Raw genomic sequence first — 26533 nt, 5'->3', positions numbered from 1 at the left:
CTGCCGTCCAGCAGAGCGCCAAAAGGCCGTATGGAGCGTGTTAGAAGAGGTCCAGTAGTTCCGTCGGGGACGCGATGGAAGGTACATCCGAGGTCGTCGAGTTGCGACAGATCGCACGTCCTGCATATCCGAGTGGGATCGCGGCGGCGACCAGGCTCGGATCGTCGTCGACGAAGAGGCATTGTGCGGGGGCGAGTTTGAGCGCGGTGCTGGCGTGGTGGTACATGCGCGGGTCCGGTTTGTCGCAGCCGAGTTCGGCGGAGATCGTGTACGCCTCGAAGAACTTGCCGATCCCAAGTCCGGTGTGGAGGGCGGGCAGATCGGGCCAGGCGTCCGAGACCACCGCCATCCGCACGCCCCGCCGGCTCAGCTCTTCCAGAGTTCCCACGACCTCCGGGTACGTCTCCAGGACCGTGGCCGGCGGGACCTCACGGCGCAGGTCGGCAAGGATCTGCAAGGTTGGTTCCACGCCGAGGTCACGAAGCATCACCCGGTGGTAGTCGTCATAGTCGGGTGTCGAGGACGAGGCGGCGAAGAATTGGTCGCCCGTGACGATGGCCGCGGCGAACTGGTCCGGCGTGATCGAGGGGGCGTGGGAGAGGACGGTCTGCTCGAAGTCGGCGCGGGGGTTCCAGCGGCCGCCGATCGGCTGCATCAGCACGCCGCCTGAGTCGAAGAGAACAGCACGGAGATCTTCAGGGGAGGATGGTCGTGTCGTCACGTGCCCAGTCTGGTGACCGGACGCCTCGCTGGTCGCCGAAACGGCGCCCACTGGCATATGCGGCAGGTTGGGTTGCCTGCACTCACTTGAGACGTCATGCAGGTATCCGTCTTAGCCAAGTCTGGGTACCGCAGGTCAGGGGAGCGCCCTGCCCAGACTCATCTGAGACAGGACAGGAGCGGGATACCTTGCGAGTCCCCGTGTCCAGCGGTGAGCGGCGCGGAGGCGAATGCCGGAACCGCAGAGCGAGGTACGAGGGAGAAGAGCCTGTGAGCTGGGTGGCCAACGTGATGATCTCGGCGGACCATGCGGACGCGGCGACCGTCGAAGCGCTGAGCTACTGGCTGCGTGATGAAGCACCGCGACGCGAGCAACCAGGGGCGGTAGGAGTGGGGTCGCTTCGCCTCATCACTGGCCCGGCCGCGCTGTGGGGAGGCGCGAAGCGTCCTGAGTGTGCGGTCTGGGCTGGCGCCCTCAACCACGCCGATCTGGCCGCTCTCCGGAGTCGCGTTGCAGCTGCTCCGTGGCAGGAGCCCAATGCGGTGCAGCTCCTGGTCATGGATCAGGAGGAGTCGTTCTTCCGCCTTTGGATGATCAGAGAAGGCAGCCTGGCGCAGTACGCACCACTCGCGCCCTCGGAGGAAGACGTCGACTTCTACAGGGAACGTTGACGAGAGCTGACCCGCAGAGTGTGATGCTCCACGCTCGCAGGCCGACATGCACCACCAGGCCGTGGATGTGCCATCTCTGGATGATGAATCGCGAACTGTCGTGCTCTGTCACACTTGAGACGTTGATCGATAGTTGGTGGATTTGTGTCCTGTCCCGGCGATGTGTAGGCAGTCTCGCTTTCCTGAACCGTGCAGGCCGCCTACGCCGCCGACCCGCAACTGGCCGCCATGCGCATCGACTTCACCGACCTCGTACGCCGCACTGCGGCGGTGACCGCCTCCGGCCTGATCGCCCGCCAGGGCACCTTGCCCCCGAGCCCGACCGCCTGAGCCCCCGCTCCGCCGACCCGGACGCTAGCGGGCGCTCCGGCGTCCCGTGACGTGAAGCAGGGAAGTCGAGGGCGGAACTCCAGCACGTGCCGCGGCGTAGGCCGCACAGGCGTGCGTGAGGCACGTCACACGATGCCGACGGAGACGTGATCCTGGACAACCTGTCCGCCCATAAAGGCACCGACATCCGCCGCTGGGCTACAAAGCACAAGGTCGAGCTGTGCTTCACCCCGACCTACGCCTCTTGGGCCAACCCCATCGAGGCCCACTTCGGACCGCTGAGGCAGTTCACCATCGCCAACTCCAACCACCCCAACCACACCGTGCAGACATGAGCCCTGCACGCCTATCTACGCTGGCGCAACGCCAACGCCCGCCACCGCGACGTCCTGGCCGCCGAACGCAAGGAACGCGCCCGCATCCGAAGCGAGAAGGGCATCCGTTGGGGCGGACGCCCCCTCAACACTGCAGCCTGACCAACCGCGAACTTACACAGGCACAGCGCATCATCGGTCCGCTCGTGGCCAAGCGCGGACGACCGAAGCGTTGTGAAGATGATCTCGGCTGGGCAGACCCGGAGCCCCGAACGGGGCCGGTTCAGGAGAAGGACGGCGCCAGAGGAGAATGACTCAGGAGGCGGACGGCTCGATCTCCCCCGCGAAGACGATGACCTGGTCGATGAGGCTCCGCCGCAGATGGACGACGTCCGTTCCCGCCAGGCGGGGGCCTCCATCCGGCGTCGTGAAGACCCACTGGTACCGGGCCCACTCGTCCGGCATGTCTACCGCCGAACAGCGCACCATCGTGCCGGTCCCCGCGGGGTGGCGCCGGATGTCCAGCACGAACCGCTCGACCGCCTCGATCCCCTCACTGCGGCCCAACGGTCCCCAGAAGACCACGTCCGAGGTTAGGGCCTGGGAGAGCAGCGCAGTCACATAGCTGTCGTCCGAGGCGTTGAACGCGGAGATGAACGTGTCGATCGCGGACCGCGCGGTCTCTTCCTGCATGCACCAGTAATACCACTCGCCTCGCGGACCGCGCTCGTCCCCTGAGCCGTCTCCTGACCACGGTGAACCATCCCGGTCACAGCACTAGTGTCCTGCGCCGGAGATCCGTCGTTAGTTTGTGTATGACTGCTTCTTCAGATGTGCCGGTGCCACGTCGGGGCCCGAAGTTGGAACCGTTGTTGCTGTCCGCTGATGAGCGTGTGGTGTTGGAACGTTGGGCCCGGCGGGCGTCATCTGCGCAGGCAGTGGCCTTGCGGGCCCGCATTGTGCTGGCGTGTGCCGGCGCTGATGTTCCACCGATTGTTGTGGTGGCGCGGGAGTTACGGATCGCGGCGGACACGGTCCGCAAGTGGCGTCGCCGGTTTCTGGCCGGCCGGCTGGACGGGCTGGTGGACGAGCCCCGGCCGGGCCGGCCACCCACCATCAGTGTTGAGCAGGTGGAAGCAGTCGTGGTCAGCACGCTGGAGGAGATCCCGAAGAACGCCACTCACTGGTCGCGTTCATCGATGGCCGACCGTAGTGGCCTGTCGAAGTCGACCGTGGGCCGGATCTGGCGAAAGTTCCAGCTCAAGCCGCATCTGACCGACACCTTCAAGCTGTCGGCGGACCCGTTGTTCGTGGAGAAGGTCTACGACGTGGTGGGGCTGTATTTCAACCCGCCGAAGGTGCGGTGGTGTTGTCGGTGGACGAGAAGTCCCAGATCCAGGCCCTGGACCGCTCTCAGCCGGTGTTGCCGATGATGCCGGGCATGCCCGAGCGCCGCACACATGACTACGTCCGCAACGGTCTGACCACCTTGTTCGCGGCCTTCGACGTCGCGACCGGCGAAGTCATCACCTCCCTGCACCGCCGACACCGGGCGGCGGAGTTCAAGAAGTTCCTCATCAAAATCGAAAATGAGGTCCCTGAGCATCTGCAGGTCCACTTGATCTGCGATAACTACGGCACCCACAAGACCCCGGCCATCAAGGCATGGCTCGCCAAACACCCGCGGTTCCAGCTGCACTTCACGCCCACGGGTTCCTCGTGGATCAACCAGGTGGAACGGTGGTTCGGCTTCCTCGCCGACCAGAAGATCCGTCGCGGCGCACACAAGAGTGTGCGTTCCCTGGAGGCCGACATCCGCGCCTGGGTCAAGCAGTGGAACGAGAACCCGACCCCGTTCACCTGGACCAAGACAGCCGAAGAGATCCTCGACTCACTCGCCCGCTTCTGCCGACGGATCTCCGGCGCAGGACACTAGTAGGGCTCCGTTAGGTCTGTCTCGCCGTCCTATTCGGGGGCATGTTGGAGGGTATGGACACGCATGAAGTGAACCGTGCTCGGGCGAAGTTGGCGTTATTCGTGGCTGACGTGTTCGCGTCGGTGCCGCGCAAGGATCAGCGGGCGAAGGGTGACTGCTATCTGCGGGGACTGATGCTGGACGGGCGGCGTAAGTCGATCCAGCCGATGGCGGAGCGGCTGCCGGATGGCAACGAGCAGAACCTGCAGCAGTTCGTGAACCAGTCGACCTGGGATCCGGTGCCGGTGCGGCGGCGGATCGCGGAGCGGATGGTGCCGCAGATCGGCCCGGATGCCTGGGCGGTCGATGATGTGTCGTTCCCCAAGGACGGGAAGATGTCGGTGGCGGTCGCCCCTCAGTACTGCGGGGCTTTGGGCAAGCAGGCCAACTGCCAGGTCGCGGTGAGCGTGCACGCGGTCTCCGACATCGCGTCCTGTCCGCTGCAGTGGCGATTATTCGTGCCCCAGGAGTGGGCGCACGACGCCGGACGGCGGCAGAAGACCGGGATACCGCCAGAGGTCGGGCACCAGGAGAAGTGGCGCCTGGCCCTGGACACCCTTGATGAGCTGGCCGGGTGGGGCTGGTGCCGCCGGTGGTGGTGGCCGACGCCGGCTACGGGCAGAACGCCGACTTCCGCGACGGCCTGAGCAAGCGGGGCATCACATATGTCGTGGCGGTCCGTTCGGACGTGACTGTCCACCCGCACGACGCACAGCCCACCGCCCCGGCGTGGTCCGGGAACGGCCGCAAGCCGCAGTCCCGCTACCGCGATAAACCGTCCTCCGTGGCCGCTTTGACCGCTGGCCATGGCCCGCAGGCGTTCACCGAGGTGACCTGGCGTGAAGGCTCCCGCGGGCCGATGCGCTCGCGCTTTCTGGCACTGCGGGTGCGGCCGGCCGGGGTCAAGGCACGCCGTCTGGCCCAGGCAGCCGCCACCGCCGAACACGGCCACTGGGCCAGTGTCCTGCCCGAAGTGACGCTGCTGGCCGAGTGGCCCGAAGGCGCCGAAGAACCCACCGACTACTGGCTGTCCAGCCTGCCCGCCGACACCCCGCTGGCCGAACTGGTCCGCCTGGCCAAGATCCGCTGGCGCATCGAGCACGACTACCGGGAACTCAAGCACGGCCTCGGCCTGGACCACTTCGAGGGACGATCCTGGACCGGGTGGCATCACCACGTCACCCTGGTCACCGCCGCCCACGCGTTCCTCACCGAACAGCGACTGGCCCCAAAAGCCGATACAGCGGACTCACCCTCTACCAGATCCTCGACACCATCCAAGAGCTGCTGAACTGCTGGACCGGCACCTGCACCACCTGCCACCGCCCCCTGCCCAGAACATCCACCACCAGCCAGAACCCAAGAACCACAGCAACTTAACGGAGTCCTACTAGCTCCGTGACCTGATCGGCCGGCCAAGTCCTGGGGCTGGACGACAGTCAGCCACACGCTTGAGCCGGCCACGCCAGTCGCCCTGCCCAAGTCTGCCCGTCGGATCGCCCAGCGTGCGGCAAGCACCATCTGTGCCCGCCGTCAGGTCACCAGCGAACCGGTGCCTCTACGGATGCTCCGCAGCAGGCGCTGCCCCTCGTCGTCATCGCTCTCGGGACCGCGTACCCGCTCTGTCACCCCCACATGATCTCGTTCAATTCACGGTCATGTGGATATCCCGGGCGGCGCGTAGTGGCGTAAGTAGTCACGCACCTGAGGCTCGAGTCCGGACAGCTCATTGCCGCTGAGGGCATGCCAGAGACGGTTCTCGATCCAGAACCGATGGGCGAACTCCTCGAACGAAGGTGCACACCAGAGGATTGCGGCCCTTTGCTCCTCCGGATCGTCGAGATTGGTCTCCGTCTCTTCCCCATCGCGCCGTGCCTCGTACTCGTATTCGTAGTCGAGATAGGAGTGCACCACGAACGCCTCACCCGAAGAACGGAGGTAGAGGTACCAGATGACACAGTCCTGTTGATCCCGCAGGAATCGCACAAGGAAGGCACCAGGCTCGACCGGACTGGGCAGGGGCTCTGAGATATCGGTCCAGCAGCAGGTCACCGAGACGTCATCCAGCGAGCAGTGCAGCTTCGAGTCGGCCTCGAAGGTGACGAAGTCCCGAGGCAGCGTCAAGCCCTTGGCTGCAAGGTTCTCTGCCAAGCGATTCAGGGTCGTGACCTGTTCGGGAAGAGGTTCGCCGGTACCACCGAGCCATTGAAAGGCGCCCGTGAACTCGGTGGAGTCGAGCGGCGGCAGGCTCTCGTAGGGGTAGTACTCGTAGGTGTAGCGGCAGGGGCGGTATTCACCCAGGTCGGTGGCGCACCAAGCGGAGTCGAAGCCGACCGAGGCCAAGTCAGATCCTGATCGTTCACCAGGCATCGGTCCTGTGGGGCTCGTAAAGTCATCGCTGCAGGTGGAAGGCCGGGTCCAGAGTGGGTCCGTGGCAACTGGGATGCTGCGCGGATGATCGTGTCGCTGCTCTACAGGGCCACCCGTGGGCTGCTGTCCGTACCGGCGGTGCTGTTGCGCCGGGACACCGCCAAGGACGCCGAACTGCTGGTGCTGCGGCACGAGAACACGGTGCTGCGGCGACAGCTCAACGGCCCGGTCCGCTACGAGCCCGCGGACCGGTTCTGGCTGGCCGCGCTGTCGTCGCTGATACCGCGCCACCGCTGGAGGGACGTCTTCCCGGTCACGCCGGGAACGCTGCTGGCCTGGCACCGCGGGCTGATCGCCAGGAAGTGGGACTTCTCCGCTCGACGCCGACGCACTGGGCGACCGCCCACCACGGCCGCGCTCAAGAGGCTGGTGCTGCGCCTGGCGAGGGAGAACCCGAGGTGGGGGCATCGCAGAATCCAGGGCGAGCTGGCCGGGCTGGGGCATCCGATCGCCTCATCGACGGTGTGGCAGATCCTGCACGCGGCCGGTATCGACCCGGCCCCGCGTCGGACCGGTCCCAGCTGGCGCGAGTTCCTCGCCGCTCAGGCCGAGGGGATCATCGCCGCGGACTTCTTCCACCTGGACACGGTCACCGGCAGACGACTGTACGCGCTGGTGTTCCTCGAGCACGGCACCCGCAGAGTGCATATCACCGGCGTGACTGCCCACCCCACCGCTCAGTGGGCGACCCAGCAGGCCCGCAACCTCGCCGCCGACCTCGGCACCCGCCTCGATTCCCTGCGCTTCGTGCTCCGCGACCGCGACACCAAGTACACCGACTCCTTCGATGCCGTCTTCAAGGCCGAGGAGACGGACGTGCTGCTCAGCGCGCCGCAGGCCCCGCGGATGAACGCCCACTGCGAGCGAGTGATCGGAACCGTCCGACGCGAGGCTCTCGACCACGTTCTGATCATGAACGAGGCCCACGCCCGACAGGTCCTCGCCGAGTACCGGAATCACTACAACCGGCATCGGCCGCACCGAACCCGGGACCAACGACCGCCCGAGGCCCAGGAACAGCCAGCAGTCCCGCACCAGCTCGAGCCCAGTCGGCTCCTGCGCACACGCGTCCTCGGCGGAGTCATCAACGAGTACCGATACGCCGCTTGATCTGCAGCGATGACTTTCCGAGCCCCACAGGTCACCTCAGGTGACCCCTTGCGACCAGGCATGAGCCCACACCCCGGCGACCGTCCCCTCGGGGCGGGCGCCGGGGCCGGCTTTACGGGATACGCTGCGGCCGCACTCCTTCCAGCGTGGGCGTGACGGGGTGCATCAGCCCGTCCGCCCCGAACGTCACCTTGTCGATGGTCGTCTCACGGCGCGTGCCGTCACCGTCGGGGATCGCGAAGCGGTGGTAGGCGATGTACCAGTCGTCGGTCCCGGGTACCTGGAGCAGGGAGTTGTGCCCGGTGCCGAGGATCCCCTGGGCCGGGTCCTTCTCCAAGACCACACCGCGGTAGGTGAATGGCCCGTTCGGGGAGTCGGAAGTGGCGTATCCCACGCGGTAGTTCTCGCTTCCGGTGTCGTCGATCGAGTATGTCAGGTGGTACACGTCCCCCCGCCGGACGACGAATGTGCCCTCGCGGAAATCCTCAAGTCCCTTGATCTGCTGCATCTTTGACGAGTCGAAGGACACCATGTCGTCATTGAGCGGGACCACCCACGCCGAACCGTTACCCCAGTACAGATACGCCTGCCCGTCCTCGTCAGTGAAGGCGGCCGGGTCGATGGCCTGCCCGGCGCCGTCCGGGTTGGCCGCGATCAGGACCTTGCCGGAGTCCGTGAACGGCCCGGTGGGTGAGTCGGCGGTCGCGACACCGATCTTCGCCTCGGCACAGTAGTAGAAGAAGTACTTCCCGTCCTTCTCGGCGATGGTGGGCGCCCAGGCGCGCGCATCCGCCCAGCCCACGTCCTTCCCGAGATCCAGGATGACGCCCTCGTCCTTCCAGTCGACAAGGTTCTGCGACGACCAGACGCTGAAGGTAGTGCCGCTCCAGCCGGCGAACCCGTCGGTGGTCGCGTAGATGTAGTACGTCCCGCCGAACGCGACGATGTTGGGATCGGCGTAGAGCCCCGGCAGCACCGGCGTACGCATCTCCACCGCGGATACCTTCCACGCGCGCTGCGCGCCCGCCGCCGAGGTGACGGTGTACGTCACCGGCTTGCGCAGATCCATCCGCTTCCCGCTCGCCGGGCTGATCCGCGCACCGGGCGCGAGCGTGAACTTGGGCCTCAGCCGCCGCCGGTCAGTCCCCGGCATGACCGGCAGGACGACGGTGGCGCCCTCCCCCTCGATGGCGGCGGGAACCTTGAGCTCCTTCACCTCCACGCCACGGACGCGGGTCGCGTTGGCGGGCAGCGCGGCGATCTCGTCGTCCGACAGGGCCCGGTTGTACAGCCGGACGTCCCGCAGCCGCCCCTTGAGGGTGTGGTCGGAGGTGTACTGCGATCGGCCGAGGTAGTTGGCCGTGGTGCGACCGCCGCCGATGTCCGAGGGCATGAGGGTGATCGCGGTGTTGCGCGCGACGACAACGCCGTCGAGGTACAGCAGAGCGGTGTCCCCGTCGACGGTGTACGTGACGTTGGTCCAACGCCCGTGCTCCAGGCCGCTGTTGGCGTTCGTCTCCTGTTCCTTGCTCCAGTTGCCGTCGGACAGGGCGGCCCGGAACCCGCTGCTGGTGCTGCCGCCGGTCGCGAAGAGATAGCCGTTGCCGTAGCCGGTGGCGGAGGCGGTGTTCCCGAACCCGTAGAGGAAGTAGGGCGTCGCCTGATCGCTGTCCACCCACACATCGGCGGCCACGGTGACGGCGTCCACCCCGGACAGCATGTTGTCGGGCAGCTTGATGTGCCCGCTCGCGCCGCCGAGTACGAGAGCCCCCTCGGCCCAGCTGATGTCCCCGGTGGCGGTGCCGTGACAGCCGTGCCCGGAGGTGTCGTCGGCGCTGGTGTCCAGCGGCCAGTGGGCGACGAGCCCGTCCGCGTCGGCCAGGACAGGGGCGACGCCCCACTTGGCGTTGACCCGGTCGAACTCGTCCTTCGTCACCGGAAGCACGGTGCCGTGCCGAGGGGCCGAGGGCAGCCGGTACTCGGCCGACTTGGTCCACACCCCGCCGGTGAGGTCCGTCGACTCGAAGGGCATGTAGCCGCTCGCGGTGTAGTCATCGACGAACAGGTACCACTTCTCCTCCGTGTTGGACTTGAAGACGAGCGGCCCCTCACCCTGCGTCATGGCCCCGCTGCCGATGCACTCGGACACCGTGTCCCAGTCCGTGTCGAGCAGATCAGTCGCCTTCTCCTCCAGGATGAACTTCCCGCACGAGGACTGCTCCGCCGACCGCTCATCCTTCGTGAACCGGTAGTACGTCCCGTCGTGCGCGATCACCGTCGAGTCGATCACCGAGTACCCGGGGTCGTTCCACACCTTGGCCTCGCTGAACGTCACGAAGTCCGTGGTCGTCGCGTACAGCATCCGGTTGTAGGTGTCCCCGGTGTGCTCCGTGTCGTCATCGGCGTACAGCTTCGACGCCCAGAAGACGACGTACGCACCGACCTCCTCACTCCAATAGGCCTCGGGCGCCCAGGTGTTGCCCGCCGTCGCCGGAGACACCTGCACCAAACGCTCCTGGGACCAGTTCACCAGGTCCGTCGACTCCCACACCATGATCGACCGGGAGCCGTGCCGCTGGACGTAGTCCCAGCCGGCCCCGCCGTAGATCTTCAGGTCGGTGGCGATGAGAAAGAACGTGTCCCCTTCGGGCGACCGGATGACGAAGGGATCGCGTACGCCCTTGTCGCCGAGGGCGGAGGTCAGCACGGGCTCACCACCGTTCAACTCCCGCCAGTGAAGCGGGTCGTCGCCGCGGCTGAGCGCGAAACGGATCTGCTCGCCGTCGGCGGTGCCCTCACCGGTGAAGTAGACGAAGAGGTAGCCCTCGTAGGCGGCGGCGCTCTTGTCCCCCGCACGGGCGGGGGCCGGGGCGGCAAGCGTCGCGGCCCCCAGAGTGAGAGCTCCGGTGACGAGAAGGTGCCGCCGCGACAGGTTGGCAGCGGGCAGACGGGATGTTCCGTTACGGGGCATACGTACTGGTCCTCGGGGTGCGGGGGGAGCCCGTGGGGGCAGAGCTCGTGGGGGTGGCGGTGGTGTCGGCGTTGGCCAGTGAAGAAGCCCTCAGGGGCCCGGTCAAGGTCCCGGACACGGATTGGTCCGAAAACTCGAAGGACGATCGATATACCGAACGGCAAACAGTGGAAAGTCATCGATAAGGGACGCCTTCCGGTGGGTCTACGGGGTCAGCCCGCCCCGCGTCATCTCCATGATCTCCTCGCCGCTCAGCCCGAGTTGGCGCCCCTCTGACACGAGTGCCCGCACCTTCACTGCGAGCCGGACCAACCCCCCGTCCCGTCCCCCGGCGGGCAGCGCGACGCCAAGCCGCCCGCGCGTCATGAGTAACGAGCGGTTCTCAACGGTCCGCCTTGCGCGAGACCTTGACGGCAGAGGGGCCGGATGTGACGATTCCGGCGCTGCGATGTTTGCGTAAACATCGGCAGCGGCCGGGTCTGCCTGCAACGCCGGGCCCACGCCTGTCCCAGCGTGTGTACGCGCGTTTCCCGCGCCCAACCCGGCAATGCGGCACCGCTGTTCACCGAGTCGCTCTCTCCTGAAGGGGAATATCCGTGCGCATGGCCCGAACCCGTCGTATCTCCTCCGCCGTGGCTGTCGCGGCGGCCGCTCTCGGCGTCGCCGCTCTCTCCGCCGGACCCGCCACCGCGGCCCCGCGAGCGGACACCACCCGGTTCAAGGGCGTCAACTGGGCCGACCCCCGGGACAACTTCGCCGACGACGAGCTCCAGCTCTCCGGCCTGTTGACCACCGACAGCTACCGCGAGACGTACAGCAAGGCGAAGCGGATCATCTCGGCTTTCCGCGCCAACCTCGGGGCCAACACCGTCCGGCTTCCCATCAACCCGTACACGGTGAACGGCAGTTACTGGGACTCCTACCAGGGGGTCATCGACGCGGCCTCCGACCAGGGCTTCAAGGTGATCGTTTCCTACTGGGAGGGAACGGGCGAGCGCAAGGACGGCCTGATCGACGACACCACCACCTACTGGCCCATGTGGAACAGAGTCGTCGACACGTACAAGAACGACTCGCGGGTCTACTTCGAGCCCATGAACGAGCCGCACGGCTACACCGAGACCGAGTGGGCCGACCTGGCCGCGAAGTGGCTGGACACCTACTCCTCCGTCCCGCGCGACCGGGTCTTCGTCAGCGGCGCCGGCTACAACGACCACGTCACCTCCGTCTGCGCCGACCCGCGCCTGGCCGGCACCTATCTGTCGCTGCACCACTATGGCTTCTGGAAGTCGTACGCCACCTACGACCAGTGGGTCGCCGACCTCAAGGAACGCATCGGCGACTGCGCCGGCCGGACGGTCGCGGACGAGTTCGGCTCCCCGATGACCACCGGCCTCGACTACAACGTGCCGACCCCGGACGACAACTTCGTCAACTACCTCCAGGCCGTCACCGACACCTTCCGCGAGCTGAAGATGGGCTCCGTCTACTGGCCCGGCCTGCGCAGCGACGACACGTACTCGCTGCAGACCCTGACCGGCACCGAGGACCGCCCCTGGCTGGCCACCACCAATCAGTCGGGTGCGGACAGGCTCGCCTGGGCGTGGGGGCGCGGCGAGGCGGTCGGGGACTGAGGGCCGCGTGCGAGCGGGGCGGGCCTAGTCGGCCCGCGCCGCTCCCCGCGCCGCCCCAGACGGTGGAGGCGGCGACTTGGATGCCGAGGGTGGCGAGTTCGCCGTGCACCCTGCGGTAGCCCTGCGCCTGCCGGAAACCTCATCCATCGAGGTCAGGCGGCGTGGTGGTACTCGTGGAGGATGCCGCCCAGGCGATCGCGTCTTCGTATGTCGAGGCGATTGAGCTCCTCCGGATCGGCGACCGTCACGGGCAGGGGACGTAGCGGGCGGGCGTTCGCAATGCCCTGATGAGGCCGATGGGAGTTGTAGAACTGTTCGAACTCGCGCAAGGCGTGGAGCAGATGCCGCTGATTCCAGATCAACGTGCGGTCCAGCAGCTCGCGCCGGCAGGTCTGCACCCATCTCTCCATGACCGAGTTCATCCGCGGCATCCGGACGCCGCTGAGGATGCTCTCGATCCCCGCATCTCGCAGGACGGCGTCGAACAGCTCGGGGAACTTGCCGTCCCGGTCTCGGATCAGGAACTTGGCCTTGGATCTGGCGTCTTCGAGGTCCATGACCAGGTTCTTTGCGGCCTGCGTCACCCAGAGAGGGGTCGGGTGTGCAGTCGCGCCCAGGATCCGGATCCGTCGGGTGCTGTGCTCGATCACCGCGAACACGTACATCCGCGCCCCGGACAGGGGGACCGTCTCGAAGAAGTCGCACGCCAGCACGGCCTCGGTCTGGGAGTGTAGGAAGTCTGCCCAGGTACTGGAGTTCTGTTCGGGCGCTGGGTTGATTCCGGCCTCCTTGAGGATCTCTCATACGGTGGAGGCAGCCACCTTCATGCCGAGGATGAGCAGTTCGCCGTGGAGGCGCCGGTAGCCCCGGTTGGGATTCTCCCGGGCCAGGCGCAGGACCAGAGCGCGGATGGAGTGCACGGTGCGAGGCCGGCCTGGTCGCTTCGGGCGCGACGCGGCAGCGAGGCGGCGTGTGGCCAGGTCGCGGTGCCAGCGCAGCAGCGTGTCCGGCCGGACCAGCAGTCGCAGCCTGTGCAGCACATCCCGCGGAGGCCCTGAAACGGCACATGGTCGCGCGGCTTGTCGTATGTCGTGCTCGCCGCGTGATGAAGCATTGCATCGGAAGGACGCGGTGTGAGGGGGAAGAAATTTTCCCCGGCACGCAATGCACCGGGGATCCGGTTGATCCCTCAGTGAGAAGGAAAAGCGCAGAACGGCGAAGCAAAAGCACGGGGGCGCTGCATTCATTATGGGAGCGCAGGGCTCAGCCCTCGGAGGCGTTCCACAGCTCGCTGAGTTCTGCCCAGTCCGGAGCCGGGCTCAGCAACGCGGTGGGCCCGTCGGTGGTCGACGTGCGCAGTCCGGCGAGGATCAGGTCCAGGTACCGCAGGTGGAGCGTGGTGGCGCGTTCGTCGGTGACGGGGATCCGCGCGGTGAGGTGTTCGAGCAGCAAGGGGACGTCGGCGGAAGTGAAGTCGGCGCGCAGTACGCCCGCGCGGTGCGCGCCGTCCACCAAGTCGTCGAGGGCGGCCCGGAGCCGGCTGGAGGCGGCCACGATCTCATCGGTGGCCGGCAGTCGGCCGCCCACCAGCGGGAGCAGCGGACCGACTGCACCGTGGGCCGAGAGCGCGTTCCGCAGGAAGCGGGCGAAGGCCGCCCAAGGGTCCGGCTCCTCGGCGAGGGCTGTGCGGGCCTGGGCGACGAGCTGTTCCATCCCCATGACGCGCATCCGCTGGGCCAGCAGCTCCTTGCTGGGATAGCGGCGGTAGAGGCTGCCCATGCCGATGCCGGCCCGGCGGGCGATCTCCGAGACGGGGGCGTCCCAGCCAAGCTCGGCGAAGACTTCGCGCGCAGCCTGCATGAGGCGGGCGTCGTTGCGGTCCGCCTCCCGCCGGCGGCCGCGCGGTCTGCCGGTCTGCGTGTCACCCATGGACAGGTATTTTCCCCTACCGGCGTGCCACGCCGTACCCACCGTCGACAGTGAGCACCTCGCCAGTGACGAAGGCGGCTTGCTCACCGACGAGCATCGCGATCGCCCGGGCCACGTCCTCCGGTTCCGCGACCCGCCCCAGGGGGTGTTCGCAGCCAGTCGCTGTTGGAATTCCTGCGGCATACGCGCGCTGCTCTCGGTGCGGACGTAGCCGGGTGCCACGACGTTGACGGTGATGCCTAGCGGGCCTGCCTCGTGGGCGACGAAGCGGGCGAAGGTGTTCAGGGCGGCCTTGGCGGTGCCGTGGGCGGCCATGCCCGGGGCGGGCGGACCGTCGGCCACGGCGCTGGAGACATACACGATCCGGCCCCGCCCTTGGGCGCCCATGAGTTCCAGTGTCTGTTGGGTGAGCGTGTAGACGGATGCCAGCTCGTCCGTCACCTTCGTCCTGAAGTCGTCCCAGGCGAGGGCTTGAACCGGGGTGGGAATGAAGCGGGCACCGGCGTTGCAGACAAGAACGTCCAAGCGCCCGTCGACCGCGGAGCGCTCCAGCAGTTCGGCAGCCTGGGTGGGGTCGTACACGTCGGCCTGTACGGCGAAGGCTTCCCCGCCGTCGGCCTCGATGAGCTTGACCACCTGGTCGGCGGACTCGCGGCGGGAGAAGTAGTTGACGGCTACGCGGTAGCCGCGAGCCGCCAGTTCCCGTGACGTGGCAGCGCCGATTCCCCGGCTGCCGCCGGTCACCAGGGCCGTGGGTTTGGTCATGGCGTTCATATGTCCTCCCGCGTCGGGTGATCGGCTGCCCAACTTATCGGAGCGGAGCGCTCCGCTCAAAAAAGTCACCGCAATGGGGAATCGGGCCTTCCGGCACCGCGTTCTCCCCTGACATGAGCGAAGTAGTAGTAGCGCGTGCTTACGGTGGTCCCGAGGTGCTGTCGGTGATCGATGTCGCCGTAGCGGAGCCCGGGCCGGGTCAGGTGCGCATCGAGGTCCGCGCCGTCGGCGTCAACCCTTTCGACCACAAGATGTACAGCGGCGCCTTCGGAACCGATCCGGCGAACCTGCCGATGCGGCTCGGTGCCGAAGCGGCCGGTGTGGTGACCGCTGTCGGTGCCGACGCGACCGGCCCCGCCGGTCCGATCCAGATCGGCGACGAGGTGATCGCGTACCGAGCGCCCGGCGCGTACGCCGCCGAACTCATCGTCCCGGCCTCGTCGGTGGTGCCCAAGCCCGCCGCTCTCTCCTGGGAGCAGGCCGGAGGACTGATGGTCACGGGCGTCACCGCTGTGCACGTTCTCGAAGCGATCGGCCTACGTGAGAACGACTCGGTGCTGGTCCACGGCGCGGCGGGTGGCGTCGGCCTGATGGCCGTGCAACTGGCCGTCGAGCGCGGAGCCAGGGTGCTGGGAACGGCGAGCCCGGCCAAGCACGACGTACTGCGCGACCTGGGGGCGATTCCGATCGCGTACGGGCCGGGTCTGGCGGACCGGGTGCGCGCGGCGGCACCGCAGGGAGTCGACGCGGCTGCTGACCTGGTGGGCACCGACGAGGCGGTGGATGTCTCGGTGGAGCTGGTGGCGGACCGGTCCCGCATCGCGACCGTCGCAGCGTTCGAACGCGGGGCCCGAGCCGGCATCAGGCTCCTGGGCGGCGGGCCCGGCGCGGACCCCGGCACGGAAGTCCGCGCCGCTGCGCGCCTGCAGCTCACCGAAGCCGCGGGGGCCGGGCGACTGCGCGTCCTGATCGCCGCCAGCCATCCGTTGCGCGAAGCCGCCGCCGCGCATCGGCAGATCATGACCGGGCATACGACGGGGAAGATCGTCCTCGTCCCGTGACCCGGCCCCTGACTGAACGGCAACTTCGTTCGGATGGCCGTGGCCGGCCGACGCACGAGTCCTGACGCCGGTGTACCCGTGACGTCATGACGCAGTGAGAAGAGAGGAGGGAGCGTCCGGGGCGGAAGCGGAGGGCGAAGAAGCTCTGCCCCGTTGCTCGCGGTGGTGGGGACCGCTGGAAGCTGCGGCACCCACCTGCTTGAGGCGGCAGGGCGCGCCGTTCAGGATCCGTTCCGCCCTGCACGGATTGACCGTGCGTGGACGAGATCGCCGTGCCGATGTCGACCTTGAGGCGAGGGCGGTGGACTGGTCCTCGAGCGAGTGGTCGCTGCTTTCGCTGCGGGCCGACCGGTGCCGCGGTCGGCTGGAACCCCGCTGGCGGCGGCATACGATGCGCCGAGACCGCCGGGGGAGCGGGCGGCGTGCGCCGTGCCTAGGCCACCGACGCGCCAGCCTGTCCTTGACCGGCCGACGAGCTCAGGCGTTGCGCACCGTCTTGCTCACCTGGTCGAGCAGCGTCCGTAGCTGTGCGCTCTGGTCCGGTCCCAGGCCCTCGGTGATGTGACGCTCTACGTCGGCGATTACCTGGTCGGCCGCGCGCAGCGCCTCCCGCCCGGCGTCGGTGAGGTGCAGTTCCTGCACGTGCCGGTGGCGCGGGTGCTCGCGCCTCTCCAACTGGCCGCGGCCCTCCAGGCGTGCCACGAGGGAGGCGACGGCCTGAGGGGTGACGTTGAGGCGGCGGGCCAACTCGGCGCCGGCCAGCCCTGGTTCGCTGTGCACCGACATCAGCAGGGTGTAGTGCGCGGCGGCCATGCCCAGCGGACGTAGCCGCTGTTCCTTGAGCGTCTGCACCGCCAGTTCCGCGCGGCGCAATGCCCAGGTCACCCGGTCAAGCGCGCCGAGCCCCACAGGCTCCTCGTCATCACGTATCACCTGCCAAGGGTACGACACTTCATAATCATCAAGCGTTTGACACTAAGCTAACGGTTGAGGCATGCTCGGCGTATGACTCGCACGATCGCTCTCATCACCGGAGCTTCCTCCGGCATCGGCGCCGAATACGCCCGTCTGCTGGCGGATGACCACGACCTCGTCCTGGTGGCGCGCCGCGCGGACCGGCTCGGCGACTTCGCAGAGGAGCTCCGCGCCCGGGGTGCCGCCGTGGAGGTGCTGCCCGCCGATCTCGGCACCCACGAGGGCATCACTGCTGTCACCGGCCGTCTCGCCGCGGGGGACGTGCGCCTGCTGGTCAGCAACGCCGGCGCGGGCGGCTACGCCCCGCTCGTCGAAGTCGACCCCGCCGACATCGACCGCCTGCTCACCCTCAACGCCGTGGCCCCCATTCAGCTGGTCCGCGCCGCGCTTCCCGGAATGCTCGCCGCCGGAGAAGGCGCGATCATCACGGTGGCCTCGCTGCTGGCCTTCAGCGGCGGCCTCAACGATCCCCGCGCACCACGACGCACTCTCTACGCGGCGGCGAAGGCCGCCACCGTCGCCTTCACCCGGACCCTCACAGGTGAGCTCGCGGACACGCCCATCAGTACGCAGCTGCTGCTGCCCGGCGTCGTGGCCACGGAGTGGAACGAAGGTGTCGGCCGCGACATCCCCTGGGCGATGACCCCGCAGGACGTCGCCTCGGCCAGCCTTGCCGGCCTGCGCCTGGGGGAGACCGTGTGCGCACCCGGTCTGGAGAACCAGGCCGCAGCCCTTGAAGCCCTGCTGGCCGCGGAGTCCGCTCTGCTCACCGGCGGCAACCAGCCCACCCCCGCAACTCGCTACCGCGGCCCGCAGGCGTAGAACGCCCACTGCGAGCGAGTGATCGGAACCGTCCGACGCGAGGCTCTCGACCACGTTCTGATCATGAACGAGGCCCACGCCCGACAGGTCCTCGCCGAGTACCGGAATCACTACAACCGGCATCGGCCGCACCGATCCCGGGACCAACGACCGCCCGAGGCCCAGGAACAGCCAGCAGTCCCGCACCAGCTCGAGCCCAGGCGGCTCCTGCGCACATGCGTCCTCGGCGGAGTCATCAACGAGTACCGATACGCCGCTTGATCTGCAGCGATGACTTTCCGATCCCCACAGGCAAGTCCGAGGAAGGCCTCGTGGATGTCGTCGCGTCTTTCCCAGCGGATGCGCAGGCGGCGAAAGCCGTGCAGCCAGGAGATCGTCCGCTCGACGACCCAACGGAAGACTCCCAGACCAGTGCCGTGCGGCTGACCGCGTTCTGCGATCACGGGGCGGATGCCACGTGCCCGCACCAGGCGCCGGTATTTGTGGTGGTCGTAGCCGCGGTCAGCGAAGAGCAGGTCGGGCCGATGCCGTGGCCGGCCGACGACGCCGCCGATGGCGGGGATCTTGTCGAGCAGGGGCAGCAACTGCGTGACGTCATTGCGGTTTCCACCGGTCAGCGACACCGCGAGCGGAATGCCCTGCCCGTCGGTGATGACGTGGTGCTTGCTGCCCGGACGCGCGCGGTCGACCGGGCTGGGCCCGCTTTTGGGCCCCGCCGGGCCGCCCGGACGTGGGAGGAGTCGATCACCGCCCGCGACCAGTCCAGCTGGTTCTTCGACCGCAGTTCTTTCAGCAGCACCGCGTGGAGCTGGTCCCACACGCCGGCCTCGTTCCAGGCGGCCAGGCGCCGCCAGCAGGTCATGCCTGATCCGAAGCCCAACTCCTGGGGCAGGTACTCCCATTGGATGCCGGTGTGCAGGACGAACAGGATCCCGCAGAACGCTTGCCGATCCGGCACCCGCGGTCGGCCCTCGACCAGCTTCGGGCCCGGCTTGGGCAGTAACGGCTCGATGAGCGACCACAGTTCGTCTGACACGATCCACGGCCGCGACTGACGTTCCCCATGAACAGACCAACGACCCGACAAGCCAACAGTCACATGATCAACAGGTTTTGTTAGAGCCAGTTAGCCTCCGGCCTCGGTGCCGTGTGACCGCACTGGTATCCATGCGCAGCGAGTTCGTGGTGCCGTCAGATCGGTTCGGTCGATTGGTTGATCAGCGTTTCGGCTAGTTCTCGGACGTCTTGATACGGCTGCCTGTCGTTGAGCGAAGTGGACAGCGCGCGGGCGCCCTCAAACAGCACCGCGAGCTGCCGTCCCAGGGTCTCGGGATCGCGTGCGCCTGCCTCAGCGGTCGTTTTGACCAGGCGGGCAGTGAACTCCCTTTTGTGGCGCTCGACCAGGGCCGCGGCCTCGGGCATCGTCCCGGCTGTCTCGACGGCGGTGTTGTGCAGTGGGCAGCCGCGTACGACCTCCACGCGCGGCGGCGAGTCGGCGAACAGTTCCAGGAGACGCTCGCGGGCACTGAGGTCGCTGCGTTCCAGAACGGCCTCGACGCCGATGGGCCCGTCCGAGTCGGACTCGATGCGCTGCACATAGGCGCTGACCAGGGCTTCCTTGCTTGGGAAGTGCTGGTAGAACGTGCGCGTCGACACATGTGCCACTTCTGTCAGCTTCGCGATGCCCGTCGCGTGGATGCCCTCGCGCGCGAACAACTGGACCGCGGCGCGCAGGATCCGCTCCCGCGCTCCCCGCCCGCCCTTGGTCGCACGGGCCATAGCCTCACTCGTTCCCATGCCGCAAGTATAGCGATCGATTTACTTTGCGGGAAGGTCGTGCTAGGTTGAAGTACAGCGATCGCTTTACTTCGAGGAGTGTTGCGCGTAGCCTGCATCGCGCCGCGTGGCGGCGAGGATCGCTGCCACGCGCCGGCCGGTCAGGTGCCGCTCGAACGCTCCCCATGAGGTCGCAGCGACGCAGGAACAGGACCACTCGGTGATTCGGGTGCTTGGGTTGCGCTCTCGTGGTCTGGGATCCAGATCCTGCATTTCTTCACACAGGCACGTCGGAAAGGAACGAACATGCCCACTCAGAACTTCGTCGCAGTTCCCCACGAGGTCGTCCGGTGGTCGATCGACACAGGAACGTCCTTCGAGGATTTCCGAGCCCGGTACGAAGCTGCTGTACCGGTATTGGACATCGATCGGATGACGCAGCTCCGCACCGAGCGAGCGAGTTGGGACACCGTGGTCGCCGCCGCCGCGGAGAACGCTCCGCACGGATTCATGCGATTCTGGAGCACCGATGTTGGGGCGACCATGCGGCTGGCCGGCAACCCGGGACTCTGCGCCAGCTACCTGATGGGAAATCACACCATCGCCGAGCGCATGTACCGGCACGACCCGGCGGTGATGCTCTACGCCCCGCTGCGTACAGCGATCCATCAGGACCGGCAGGGCGCCACGCTGTTCTCCATCGACCAGCCCAGCACTCGCTTCTCCAGCTTCGACGTTCCTGACATCGCCGCCGTCGGCCAGGAACTGGACCGCAAGGTCGTCAACTTGCTGAAGGTCCTGGACGTGACCATCCCGCCTGCCCTTTCCGCAGCCGCAGCGAATGTCCGCTGAGTAGGGGAGGCACGCGCAGGCCCGATGAGAGCGAAGACCCCGCAATTGTTCGGGCAGGTTGCCCATTTCCCTGCATTGTGAGCATCCCGCAGTTCCTATCGTGATCGACATGCAGGGGCCGATTGTCGGAAAGCGGAAGTGTTGATCGCTTATCGACAGTTACTCAAATTCGAGGAGAAGATCATGCAGGACAAGGACACGACCGTGGGTACAGCGTCGGGTGATGACGAGCTGGTTGAGCTCGGCGTGGCGGCGGCCGCTGGCGCGATCCGTAACGGCGACATCACGTCCGAGGCGTACGCTTCCGCACTTTTGCGGCGCGCACGCAAGCATGCCGACCTGAACTCTTTCATCACCATCGACGAGTCCGCAGTGCTGGCTGCGGCGGAGGAGGCGGACAAGGCCCGCGCCGCGGGTTCCACTGCTCCCCTCCTCGGTGTCCCGATCGGGATCAAGGACAGCTACGCTACCGCTGGTGTGCGCACCACGCTCGGCGTGGGCAACCTGAAGGACTTCGTCCCGAAGCATGACGCCGACGTTGTCGTTGCACTCCGGAATGCCGGGGGCATCGTCTTCGGCAAGAACAATCTCGTGGAGATGTCCTTCGGACTGACCGGGCACAACAGCACGTACGGTCAGGTGAAGAACCCCTACAGCCACGCCCATGTCCCCGGCGGGTCCTCCAGCGGCTCCGGGGCGGCGGTCGCCGCCCGCATCGTCCCCGCATCGACCGGCGGCGACACGGTGGGCTCCATCAGAGTCCCCGCGTCCCTGTGTGGCGTGGTCGGCTACAAGCCCACCAACGGCCGCTGGCCCGGAGGCGGCGTCGGCCCGATCTCCCACACCCTCGACACCACCGGCATCCTCGCCCGCAGCGTCGAGGACTGCGCGCTGCTCGACCAGATTGTTACGCGGGACACCACCGCCCCCATGTCGCAGCGCTCCGACCTGCGTGGGGTCCGGTTCGCCCACGCCCCCCGGCAGTACATGAAGGTGATCGACCCCGAGACCGCAGCCCACTTCACCGCCGCGCTCGAATGCCTTCGCGACGCTGGCGCCGACGTCGTCGAAATCGACCTCGGCGACGACTTCATGGACACGACGAACCAGCTGACGTGGAACTTCTTCTTCCGCGAGATGCGGGAGGCGGTCACGCAATTCGTCGCCCGCAACAGCTTCCCTGTCACGTTCGATGAGATTTACAGCGACATCAAGCCCCAGCTCAAGGCGATCTGGAGCCAGGTCGTCGTCCCGGGCGGGCCGGGCTACCTCTCCGACGAAGGCTACGAGTCGGCCCTGGCTGCCGAACGCCCGCAACTCCAGCGCCGACTCGGCCAGGTATTCACCCACAACGCGGCCGACGCACTGCTCTTCCCGACCACACCTTGCCCCGCACCCCTGATCGAACACGGATCGAACTTCACCATCGCTGGCCACCAGGTAGACGACCGGTTCCTCGCCTACAACACCATCCCCACCAGCGGAGCAGGCCTGCCCGGCATCAGCATCCCCATCGGCCTCAGCACCAAGGACCTGCCCATCGGCCTCGAAATCGATGCCGCCCACGGCGAGGACAGCAACCTCTTCGACCTCGCCCGCCGAGTGGAGTCCCTCTTCGACGCTCTGCCCACGCCCGCCTGAACCCCACACCGCCCACCGAGTCAATCGGACACACGCCGACGACTCAGGCAGTCCCGCCGACACCGAGTACGAGGGAAGGACCTCACCATGTCCGAACTAACCGCAACATCGGCTCCCACGAAGACCGTGGACGTCGCAGGAACCCCGTTCGCCTACCGAGAGGTGGGAACGGGCGAGGGCGTTCCGCTGGTTCTCCTGCACCACGTCACCGCGGTGCTGGACGACTGGGACCCCGCCGTGATTGACGGCCTGGCGGCCGAGCGGCGCGTGATCCTGGTCGATCTGCGCGGAGTCGGCCGCTCCGGCGGGACCACGCCCGACACCTTCGAGGCGATGGCCGACGACACCGTCGCCTTCCTGGACGCCCTCGGCGTGGACGCGGTCGACCTGCTCGGCTACTCACTGGGCGGCATAGTCGCCCAGGTCGTCGCCCAGCAGTACCCCGACCGCGTCCGCCGGATCATCCTGGCCGCCACCACGCCAGCCGGCGCCCAGGGCCCGGCTGCCACCGGCGCCACCCTCCAGGCGGCCATCCAGCAGGCGACCGAGCAGGGCAAGCACCCCAAGCACTTCCTGTTCTTCGAGCCGTCACCGGCCGGCCAGGCAGCCGCGGATGCCTTCCTCGCCCGCCTGGACCAGCGCACCACCGACGACCGCGACGCCCCGATCTCCAACGAGACCATCGGCGCCCAGCTCACCGCGCTCACTGCGTGGGAGCAGGACACCTCGCCGACCGGCCTGGCAGCCCTGAAGCAGCCCACATTCGTCGTCAACGGCGACAACGACACGATGTGGCCCACAGCGACCGGTACCCTCCGCCTCGCCCAGTTGCTGCCCGCCGCCAAGCTTGCCGTCTACCCCGACTCCGGCCACGGCGGCATCTTCCAGTATCACGAGGTGTTCGTGCAGCAAGCCCTGGACTTCCTCCGCAACTGATCCGCCAGGCTGTAGCCCACCGATCGGATGTTGGTGGAGCGAACCGCAGAGCATCCCATGGGGTGGCGAGTGGCGACGGCATCTCAAGTCCGACGCCCATGTGGAGCTTGTGCGCTCCTGGATCCGCAGTGTCGAATGCCCGACCTGTAAGGCGGTCGTGGGACGCGCCTGCCGCACTGGGGGCGGCCGGCCGACCGGACAGCACCGCGCCCGCCGCGACGCAGCCGGTCCCATCCCGTACGCGAAGTGGAGAAAGGAGGGGAGGGCCTCATCCCGGAGCAGCAGGCGTACGCAATCCCCGCCGTGCTCAAGGAGACAGAGAAGGCGCGCGCCGACTTCAACGTGGACACCGCCCTGGCCGACGGCGTCGCAGTGGTCCGCATGTTCCTCGCCGACCGGCTCGGCCTGTTCCTCCAGAGCGGGGAAGCGATGGACCGCATCGACGAGCCGTAGTGCACGCCGCGGCCGGCGGCCTCGGGCAGAAACTGACCCAACTCATCAAGGCCCGCGGCGGTACCGTCATCGGCATCGTGTCCGGTGCGCAGAAGGCCGACACCGCCCGCCGTGCCGGCGCCGGCCATATCGTGCTGTCCACCGGTGACGCGTTCGTTGAGCCGGTGCTGGATGTGACCGGCGGGGAGGGTGTCGATGTCGTCTTCGACGGCGGCGGCGAGACCACCTTCCGCGCGTCCATGAGCGCGCTCCGTCGGCACGGACTGCTGCTCTACTACGGGGCGGTCCTGGGTGCGGCACCTGTGGTCAACATGCGAGAGCTGCCCCGCAGCATCAAGATCTCCTATCGGTCTTCCGTGACCACATCCCCACTCGCGAGGCGCTCCTGCGCCACAGCGCCGACCTCTTCGACCTGGTACGGAACAAGAACCTCGACCCTGGAATCGGCCACCGCTACCCACTCGACGCCGCAGCCCAAGCCCATCTTCCCTGAACCAGGAACGACCTCGAGGCGCCGGTCGGCAGGACACGGAAGGCGGCGGAACGCGCACGCCGGTACCCGCTCCCTTCCTCAGCTGCCCTGACCTCACTTGCTGTTCGATACAGCGGTGTCTGCCCCTCTGCCACGGCCTTCAGCAGGAACGGCTGGGCCAGCGGGGCTGCCCCGGCTGCTTCATCCCTGTCTCCGGCGGCGCGCGAAGGTTCCGGGTGGGCGGATCGGGACGTCGTTCTTCAGGAAGGCCAGCCGCACGGTGGCCAGGCTCGTTCCTTCACGATCTGCGATGTCCTGGAGGGACAGGTGGTCCTGTTCGTACCCGATCCGCCATTGCCCGATGCGGGTGGCGGTGTGCTGGGTGCGCCGGAACCGGGGAGGACTCCAGTCGACCGGATGCCGGGACAGCAGGTAAATGACGTGCGCCGTGGTGGTGTTGAGCCCCTGGGCGACCTGAGCGATGGAGAAGTCCCCCGGACGGGATGACCCGGTGCAGCCGGGCCGCGGTGATGTTGTCCGGCTCGGGACCCGGCAGGCGTAGAGGTCGCAAGGTGGCGGCGTCGAGGCGTGGAGCCCATTGCACGGGTTCGTCGATGCCGTGCTCGTTGAGGATCGTGCGCGCGGTGCGGGTGAGGAGTTCGGCCTCCGCAGGCAGGATGCGCCAGCGAAATCGCAGGTACTGCTGGCGCTGTGATGGTGTCGTTGGCGCGATGGCCGGGTGCGCGAGGCCCGGGGGCGTGCCGGTCAGGGTGTGGAAGATCCAGCGGTGGGCGTGGGTGATGTCGGGGAGGTGGTTCGCGCGCGTGCGGCATTGCAGGTCGTACCAGCGCTCCGGAGCGATGAAGTGGGCGCGGGGCAAGGAGCCCCCGCACGCGGAAGAGAAGGAGGCACCGACCGGGGCGGTCGTCGACCTGATGGCCGCACTCCAGGAGTCCGTGCAGAAGGCGAAGGCCTCCCGCGGCGAGAGCGGCGACCACGCGACAGTGCACGAGCTGCCGAAGAAGGAGGCCGCGGCTAAGAAGCCCGCGAAGAAGACGGCCGCCAAGAAGACCACGGCGAAGAAGGCCTCGGCCCGCCGTGCCCGCGGCGCATGACCGCCGCCCCGCAGGGAGGGAAAGATCGTGGCGCAAGATCGACAGGGAAACCACGGTCCCGAGGGCGAGGACGAACTCGAGTCCCGCAGGCTTCAAATGTTCTTGGACCGGAAGGCCAAGGCGCAGTTGATCCTGGGCAACATCATGAAACGACTCTCGGAAGCGGAGAAAAACGTGATCGACAAGCTCAAGTGACCCTGAGCCGAGTAGCGCGGCCGAGCCCGAAGAGCGCTACCAGCACCTAGTCCGGCACGCCGAGCTCCGTATCCGACCGGCAGTGCGGGCAGGCATGGGCGTATTCCGTGCGCATCGACCCGCCCCAGCCGGGCGTGGTCAGAAGCTGCCGATGATCAGCCAGGCTGCCACGCCCAGCACCACTACATACCCGCCGACGGAGATCGTCCTTCCGGCGGCATCATGGCCTGCGTTCTCAAGCCAGTGGCCCATGAGTCCGACGAGCGGAGCGCCGAAGACGATCAACAAGATGCCGATCAAGAACCCCATCTGTACCCCCAATACAGATCACCGCCCGGTGACCCGAGAGGTGCGATGGTAGGGGTGCCTCGGCACATACGGAAGGGCTCGCCCTGTGGGGGCGTCAGCCGAGCCAGCCGACGTCCAGGATCTCGATGTTCAGTCCAGCACGTCGAGTTCCGTGTCCGGCCGGCGGTGCGGACAAGCGGCCACGCCCTCGGTGAGCGCACGCAACACCTGATCTCGGTCGACGCCGCGGGACCGATTGCCCGCCATGTGGCAGCCGCCGACGTGGACGTAGACGGGGTCGCGCCCGCCGAGGCCCATCTCGATGAGCAAGTCCGGGGCTGGCGGTCCGCCAGACGTGCTCGAGGCTCATGGCGAGCCACGTCTCCAGGGTCCGGAGGCGCGGCAGGTCGGGCGGCAAGTCGTTCACATGTTCGATGCTATGGCCGCTCGCCGACCATGGCACCCAGGGGGCGAGCAGAGCGGAGCAGCGATGGACGTGACCGAGATGCTGCAGGTCCTCGGCGTAGACCCGGCCCAGCTCCCGCCCGCCCCGAGCTCGACAGCCACCGCAGCGGAAGCCTTCGCCCGCATCGGCCGCACTCCGCAGCCCTGCGTCTCCTGCGGCCGGCCCGCGACCGCCACGAGCGTCGCCGACGTCCCCGGCTTCGGCCCCCGCTGGATCGACAAGTGCACGCCCCACATGATCGCCGTCACCAAGAAGAGCGGCGTGGGCGTACCCGAGTCGGAGGCCCTGTTGACCCTGCGTGACGCGGTACGTCAGGCCGGCGTCGACGCGGCGCTCCTCGCCGCCCCGCTCACGGAAGCAGAGTGCGCCCGTGGATGATCAGCGCTACCACCTCACCCTCACCGCGACCGCGAACGGCACCGTCATGAACGGCTGGTGGGCAGGCCGCGCGACGGCCGAGCGCAAGTTCACCTCGTGGATCGGCAGCTACAGCGTGATGCCCGGCGCCCGCATCGCGCTCGCCGAGCAGGCGGCGGACGGCATGCGGATCGAACTAGCCTCGAAGTTTCGTGACGGTCCGCCGACGGTGACGGTGGACCGTTTTCGTGCCGTGGGCTGAGGC

General features: G+C 67.6%; 24 protein-coding genes and 7 pseudogenes. 19 read left to right on the top strand and 12 right to left on the bottom strand.

Annotation, left to right across the window (positions count from 1 at the left end; all coding sequences use genetic code 11):
- Positions 1 to 40: 40 nt before the first annotated feature.
- On the bottom strand, positions 41 to 721 hold the full coding sequence (locus OHA58_RS03915) for an HAD family hydrolase (RefSeq protein ID WP_405476415.1): 681 nt from the start codon (positions 719 to 721) through the stop codon (positions 41 to 43).
- A gap of 269 nt (positions 722 to 990) precedes the next feature.
- On the opposite strand from OHA58_RS03915, the gene OHA58_RS03910 reads away from it, so the two are divergent.
- From OHA58_RS03910 to OHA58_RS03900, 3 genes and pseudogenes are all read left to right on the top strand, one after another.
- Positions 991 to 1392 (top strand): squamosa promoter-binding protein 15, encoded by a 402-nt coding sequence (locus tag OHA58_RS03910; protein WP_405476412.1) that lies wholly within the window; start codon positions 991 to 993, stop codon positions 1390 to 1392.
- Positions 1393 to 1581: 189 nt separating this feature from the next.
- The gene (locus OHA58_RS03905; protein WP_405476409.1) at positions 1582 to 1722 is read left to right on the top strand and encodes a hypothetical protein; all 141 of its coding nucleotides are present in this window, start codon (positions 1582 to 1584) and stop codon (positions 1720 to 1722) included.
- A 146-nt stretch (positions 1723 to 1868) separates the two neighbouring features.
- Positions 1869 to 2198: pseudogene (locus OHA58_RS03900) on the top strand (transposase); the annotation flags it as partial.
- Positions 2199 to 2351: 153 nt separating this feature from the next.
- On the opposite strand, the gene OHA58_RS03895 reads toward OHA58_RS03900, so the two are convergent.
- Complete coding sequence (locus tag OHA58_RS03895; RefSeq protein ID WP_024757633.1) at positions 2352 to 2729, bottom strand: nuclear transport factor 2 family protein; 378 nt, start codon at positions 2727 to 2729, stop codon at positions 2352 to 2354.
- A 122-nt stretch (positions 2730 to 2851) separates the two neighbouring features.
- Here OHA58_RS03895 and OHA58_RS03890 point away from each other — a divergent pair.
- Both OHA58_RS03890 and OHA58_RS03885 read left to right on the top strand, forming a co-directional pair.
- Positions 2852 to 3972 (top strand): annotated as a pseudogene (locus tag OHA58_RS03890) (IS630 family transposase).
- A gap of 53 nt (positions 3973 to 4025) precedes the next feature.
- Positions 4026 to 5302, top strand: a pseudogene (locus OHA58_RS03885) (IS701 family transposase).
- Positions 5303 to 5667: 365 nt separating this feature from the next.
- Here the strand turns inward: OHA58_RS03885 and OHA58_RS03880 are convergent.
- Positions 5668 to 6354 (bottom strand): hypothetical protein, encoded by a 687-nt coding sequence (locus tag OHA58_RS03880; RefSeq protein ID WP_405476408.1) that lies wholly within the window; start codon positions 6352 to 6354, stop codon positions 5668 to 5670.
- A gap of 111 nt (positions 6355 to 6465) precedes the next feature.
- On the opposite strand from OHA58_RS03880, the gene OHA58_RS03875 reads away from it, so the two are divergent.
- Positions 6466 to 7551 carry an integrase core domain-containing protein gene (locus OHA58_RS03875; protein ID WP_405476405.1) on the top strand — a complete coding sequence of 362 codons (1086 nt, stop codon included), beginning with the start codon at positions 6466 to 6468 and terminating at the stop codon, positions 7549 to 7551.
- A gap of 112 nt (positions 7552 to 7663) precedes the next feature.
- Here the strand turns inward: OHA58_RS03875 and OHA58_RS03870 are convergent, their stop codons facing one another.
- On the bottom strand, positions 7664 to 10522 hold the full coding sequence (locus tag OHA58_RS03870; protein WP_405476402.1) for a family 43 glycosylhydrolase: 2859 nt from the start codon (positions 10520 to 10522) through the stop codon (positions 7664 to 7666).
- A gap of 602 nt (positions 10523 to 11124) precedes the next feature.
- Between OHA58_RS03870 and OHA58_RS03865 the strand changes: the two genes are divergently transcribed.
- Complete coding sequence (locus OHA58_RS03865; protein WP_389710109.1) at positions 11125 to 12156, top strand: glycoside hydrolase family 5 protein; 1032 nt, start codon at positions 11125 to 11127, stop codon at positions 12154 to 12156.
- A 152-nt stretch (positions 12157 to 12308) separates the two neighbouring features.
- Here the strand turns inward: OHA58_RS03865 and OHA58_RS03860 are convergent.
- The 3 genes and pseudogenes from OHA58_RS03860 to OHA58_RS03850 all read right to left on the bottom strand — a co-directional run bounded on the left by OHA58_RS03860 (position 12309) and on the right by OHA58_RS03850 (position 14850).
- Positions 12309 to 13244: pseudogene (locus OHA58_RS03860) on the bottom strand (integrase core domain-containing protein).
- 175 nt (positions 13245 to 13419) lie between these two features.
- Positions 13420 to 14016 carry a TetR/AcrR family transcriptional regulator gene (locus OHA58_RS03855; RefSeq protein WP_405484741.1) on the bottom strand — a complete coding sequence of 199 codons (597 nt, stop codon included), beginning with the start codon at positions 14014 to 14016 and terminating at the stop codon, positions 13420 to 13422.
- An 85-nt stretch (positions 14017 to 14101) separates the two neighbouring features.
- A pseudogene (locus OHA58_RS03850) lies at positions 14102 to 14850 on the bottom strand (SDR family NAD(P)-dependent oxidoreductase).
- Positions 14851 to 14972: 122 nt separating this feature from the next.
- Between OHA58_RS03850 and OHA58_RS03845 the strand changes: the two are divergent.
- Positions 14973 to 15920 (top strand): zinc-binding alcohol dehydrogenase family protein, encoded by a 948-nt coding sequence (locus tag OHA58_RS03845; protein ID WP_405476400.1) that lies wholly within the window; start codon positions 14973 to 14975, stop codon positions 15918 to 15920.
- Positions 15921 to 16397: 477 nt separating this feature from the next.
- On the opposite strand, the gene OHA58_RS03840 is transcribed toward OHA58_RS03845, so the two are convergent.
- Positions 16398 to 16853, bottom strand: a complete 456-nt coding sequence (locus OHA58_RS03840) for a MarR family winged helix-turn-helix transcriptional regulator (RefSeq protein ID WP_116507027.1) — start codon at positions 16851 to 16853, stop codon at positions 16398 to 16400.
- Positions 16854 to 16925: 72 nt separating this feature from the next.
- Between OHA58_RS03840 and OHA58_RS03835 the strand changes: the two genes are divergently transcribed.
- Together OHA58_RS03835 and OHA58_RS03830 are read left to right on the top strand one after the other, a co-directional pair.
- Positions 16926 to 17717, top strand: coding sequence for an SDR family NAD(P)-dependent oxidoreductase (locus OHA58_RS03835; protein ID WP_405476396.1), 792 nt, complete (start codon positions 16926 to 16928; stop codon positions 17715 to 17717).
- A 12-nt stretch (positions 17718 to 17729) separates the two neighbouring features.
- Positions 17730 to 17978: pseudogene (locus tag OHA58_RS03830) on the top strand (integrase core domain-containing protein); the annotation flags it as partial.
- Positions 17979 to 18004: 26 nt separating this feature from the next.
- Here OHA58_RS03830 and OHA58_RS03825 read toward each other — a convergent pair.
- Both OHA58_RS03825 and OHA58_RS03820 read right to left on the bottom strand, forming a co-directional pair.
- Positions 18005 to 18756, bottom strand: a pseudogene (locus tag OHA58_RS03825) (IS5 family transposase); the annotation flags it as partial.
- Positions 18757 to 18908: 152 nt separating this feature from the next.
- Complete coding sequence (locus OHA58_RS03820) at positions 18909 to 19514, bottom strand: TetR/AcrR family transcriptional regulator (protein WP_405476393.1); 606 nt, start codon at positions 19512 to 19514, stop codon at positions 18909 to 18911.
- Positions 19515 to 19799: 285 nt separating this feature from the next.
- On the opposite strand from OHA58_RS03820, the gene OHA58_RS03815 reads away from it, so the two are divergent.
- The 7 genes from OHA58_RS03815 (at position 19800) to OHA58_RS03785 (ending at position 25157) form a co-directional block, all read left to right on the top strand.
- Positions 19800 to 20345, top strand: coding sequence for a DUF302 domain-containing protein (locus tag OHA58_RS03815; RefSeq protein ID WP_405476392.1), 546 nt, complete (start codon positions 19800 to 19802; stop codon positions 20343 to 20345).
- Between the two features lie 183 nt (positions 20346 to 20528).
- Positions 20529 to 21986, top strand: coding sequence for an amidase family protein (locus tag OHA58_RS03810; RefSeq protein WP_405476389.1), 1458 nt, complete (start codon positions 20529 to 20531; stop codon positions 21984 to 21986).
- An 87-nt stretch (positions 21987 to 22073) separates the two neighbouring features.
- A complete protein-coding gene (locus OHA58_RS03805) occupies positions 22074 to 22922 on the top strand; it encodes an alpha/beta fold hydrolase (protein WP_405476386.1) in 849 nt (282 codons plus the stop codon).
- Between the two features lie 246 nt (positions 22923 to 23168).
- Complete coding sequence (locus OHA58_RS03800; RefSeq protein ID WP_405476383.1) at positions 23169 to 23375, top strand: hypothetical protein; 207 nt, start codon at positions 23169 to 23171, stop codon at positions 23373 to 23375.
- A complete protein-coding gene (locus tag OHA58_RS03795) occupies positions 23375 to 23959 on the top strand; it encodes a zinc-binding dehydrogenase (protein WP_405476380.1) in 585 nt (194 codons plus the stop codon). The genes OHA58_RS03800 and OHA58_RS03795 overlap by 1 nt, the downstream gene beginning before the upstream one ends.
- A 712-nt stretch (positions 23960 to 24671) precedes the next feature.
- The gene (locus OHA58_RS03790) at positions 24672 to 24962 is read left to right on the top strand and encodes a hypothetical protein (protein ID WP_405476377.1); all 291 of its coding nucleotides are present in this window, start codon (positions 24672 to 24674) and stop codon (positions 24960 to 24962) included.
- A 27-nt stretch (positions 24963 to 24989) separates the two neighbouring features.
- Positions 24990 to 25157, top strand: coding sequence for a hypothetical protein (locus OHA58_RS03785; RefSeq protein ID WP_405476376.1), 168 nt, complete (start codon positions 24990 to 24992; stop codon positions 25155 to 25157).
- Positions 25158 to 25295: 138 nt separating this feature from the next.
- On the opposite strand, the gene OHA58_RS03780 is transcribed toward OHA58_RS03785, so the two are convergent.
- Both OHA58_RS03780 and OHA58_RS03775 read right to left on the bottom strand, forming a co-directional pair.
- Positions 25296 to 25466, bottom strand: a complete 171-nt coding sequence (locus OHA58_RS03780) for a hypothetical protein (RefSeq protein ID WP_405476373.1) — start codon at positions 25464 to 25466, stop codon at positions 25296 to 25298.
- 129 nt (positions 25467 to 25595) lie between these two features.
- On the bottom strand, positions 25596 to 25775 hold the full coding sequence (locus OHA58_RS03775) for a DUF6233 domain-containing protein (RefSeq protein WP_405476370.1): 180 nt from the start codon (positions 25773 to 25775) through the stop codon (positions 25596 to 25598).
- 160 nt (positions 25776 to 25935) lie between these two features.
- On the opposite strand from OHA58_RS03775, the gene OHA58_RS03770 reads away from it, so the two are divergent.
- Together OHA58_RS03770 and OHA58_RS03765 are read left to right on the top strand one after the other, a co-directional pair.
- Positions 25936 to 26289, top strand: coding sequence for a hypothetical protein (locus OHA58_RS03770; RefSeq protein WP_405476368.1), 354 nt, complete (start codon positions 25936 to 25938; stop codon positions 26287 to 26289).
- On the top strand, positions 26282 to 26530 hold the full coding sequence (locus OHA58_RS03765) for a hypothetical protein (protein ID WP_405476366.1): 249 nt from the start codon (positions 26282 to 26284) through the stop codon (positions 26528 to 26530). The genes OHA58_RS03770 and OHA58_RS03765 overlap by 8 nt, the downstream gene beginning before the upstream one ends.
- Positions 26531 to 26533: the final 3 nt, after the last annotated feature.

Origin of the sequence: Streptomyces sp. NBC_00009, assembly GCF_045040855.1 — a bacterium.
GTDB classification, from domain to species: Bacteria; Actinomycetota; Actinomycetes; order Streptomycetales; family Streptomycetaceae; genus Streptomyces; species Streptomyces aureus.
Note: the sequence above shows the minus strand (reverse complement) of the source record. Positions and strands in the feature narration are given on the sequence as shown.

Bases quoted from the DNA above. Each gene is read 5' to 3' on its own strand.
- OHA58_RS03895 (WP_024757633.1), bottom strand. From the start codon at position 2,729: ATGCAGGAAGAGACCGCGCGGTCCGCGATCGACACGTTCATCTCCGCG.
- OHA58_RS03875 (WP_405476405.1), top strand. From the start codon at position 6,466: ATGATCGTGTCGCTGCTCTACAGGGCCACCCGTGGGCTGCTGTCCGTA.
- OHA58_RS03870 (WP_405476402.1), bottom strand. From the start codon at position 10,522: ATGCCCCGTAACGGAACATCCCGTCTGCCCGCTGCCAACCTGTCGCGG.
- OHA58_RS03865 (WP_389710109.1), top strand. From the start codon at position 11,125: ATGGCCCGAACCCGTCGTATCTCCTCCGCCGTGGCTGTCGCGGCGGCC.
- OHA58_RS03855 (WP_405484741.1), bottom strand. From the start codon at position 14,016: ATGCAGGCTGCGCGCGAAGTCTTCGCCGAGCTTGGCTGGGACGCCCCC.
- OHA58_RS03845 (WP_405476400.1), top strand. From the start codon at position 14,973: ATGAGCGAAGTAGTAGTAGCGCGTGCTTACGGTGGTCCCGAGGTGCTG.
- OHA58_RS03835 (WP_405476396.1), top strand. From the start codon at position 16,926: ATGACTCGCACGATCGCTCTCATCACCGGAGCTTCCTCCGGCATCGGC.
- OHA58_RS03820 (WP_405476393.1), bottom strand. From the start codon at position 19,514: ATGGGAACGAGTGAGGCTATGGCCCGTGCGACCAAGGGCGGGCGGGGA.
- OHA58_RS03815 (WP_405476392.1), top strand. From the start codon at position 19,800: ATGCCCACTCAGAACTTCGTCGCAGTTCCCCACGAGGTCGTCCGGTGG.
- OHA58_RS03810 (WP_405476389.1), top strand. From the start codon at position 20,529: ATGCAGGACAAGGACACGACCGTGGGTACAGCGTCGGGTGATGACGAG.
- OHA58_RS03805 (WP_405476386.1), top strand. From the start codon at position 22,074: ATGTCCGAACTAACCGCAACATCGGCTCCCACGAAGACCGTGGACGTC.
- OHA58_RS03780 (WP_405476373.1), bottom strand. From the start codon at position 25,466: ATGGGGTTCTTGATCGGCATCTTGTTGATCGTCTTCGGCGCTCCGCTC.
- OHA58_RS03770 (WP_405476368.1), top strand. From the start codon at position 25,936: ATGGACGTGACCGAGATGCTGCAGGTCCTCGGCGTAGACCCGGCCCAG.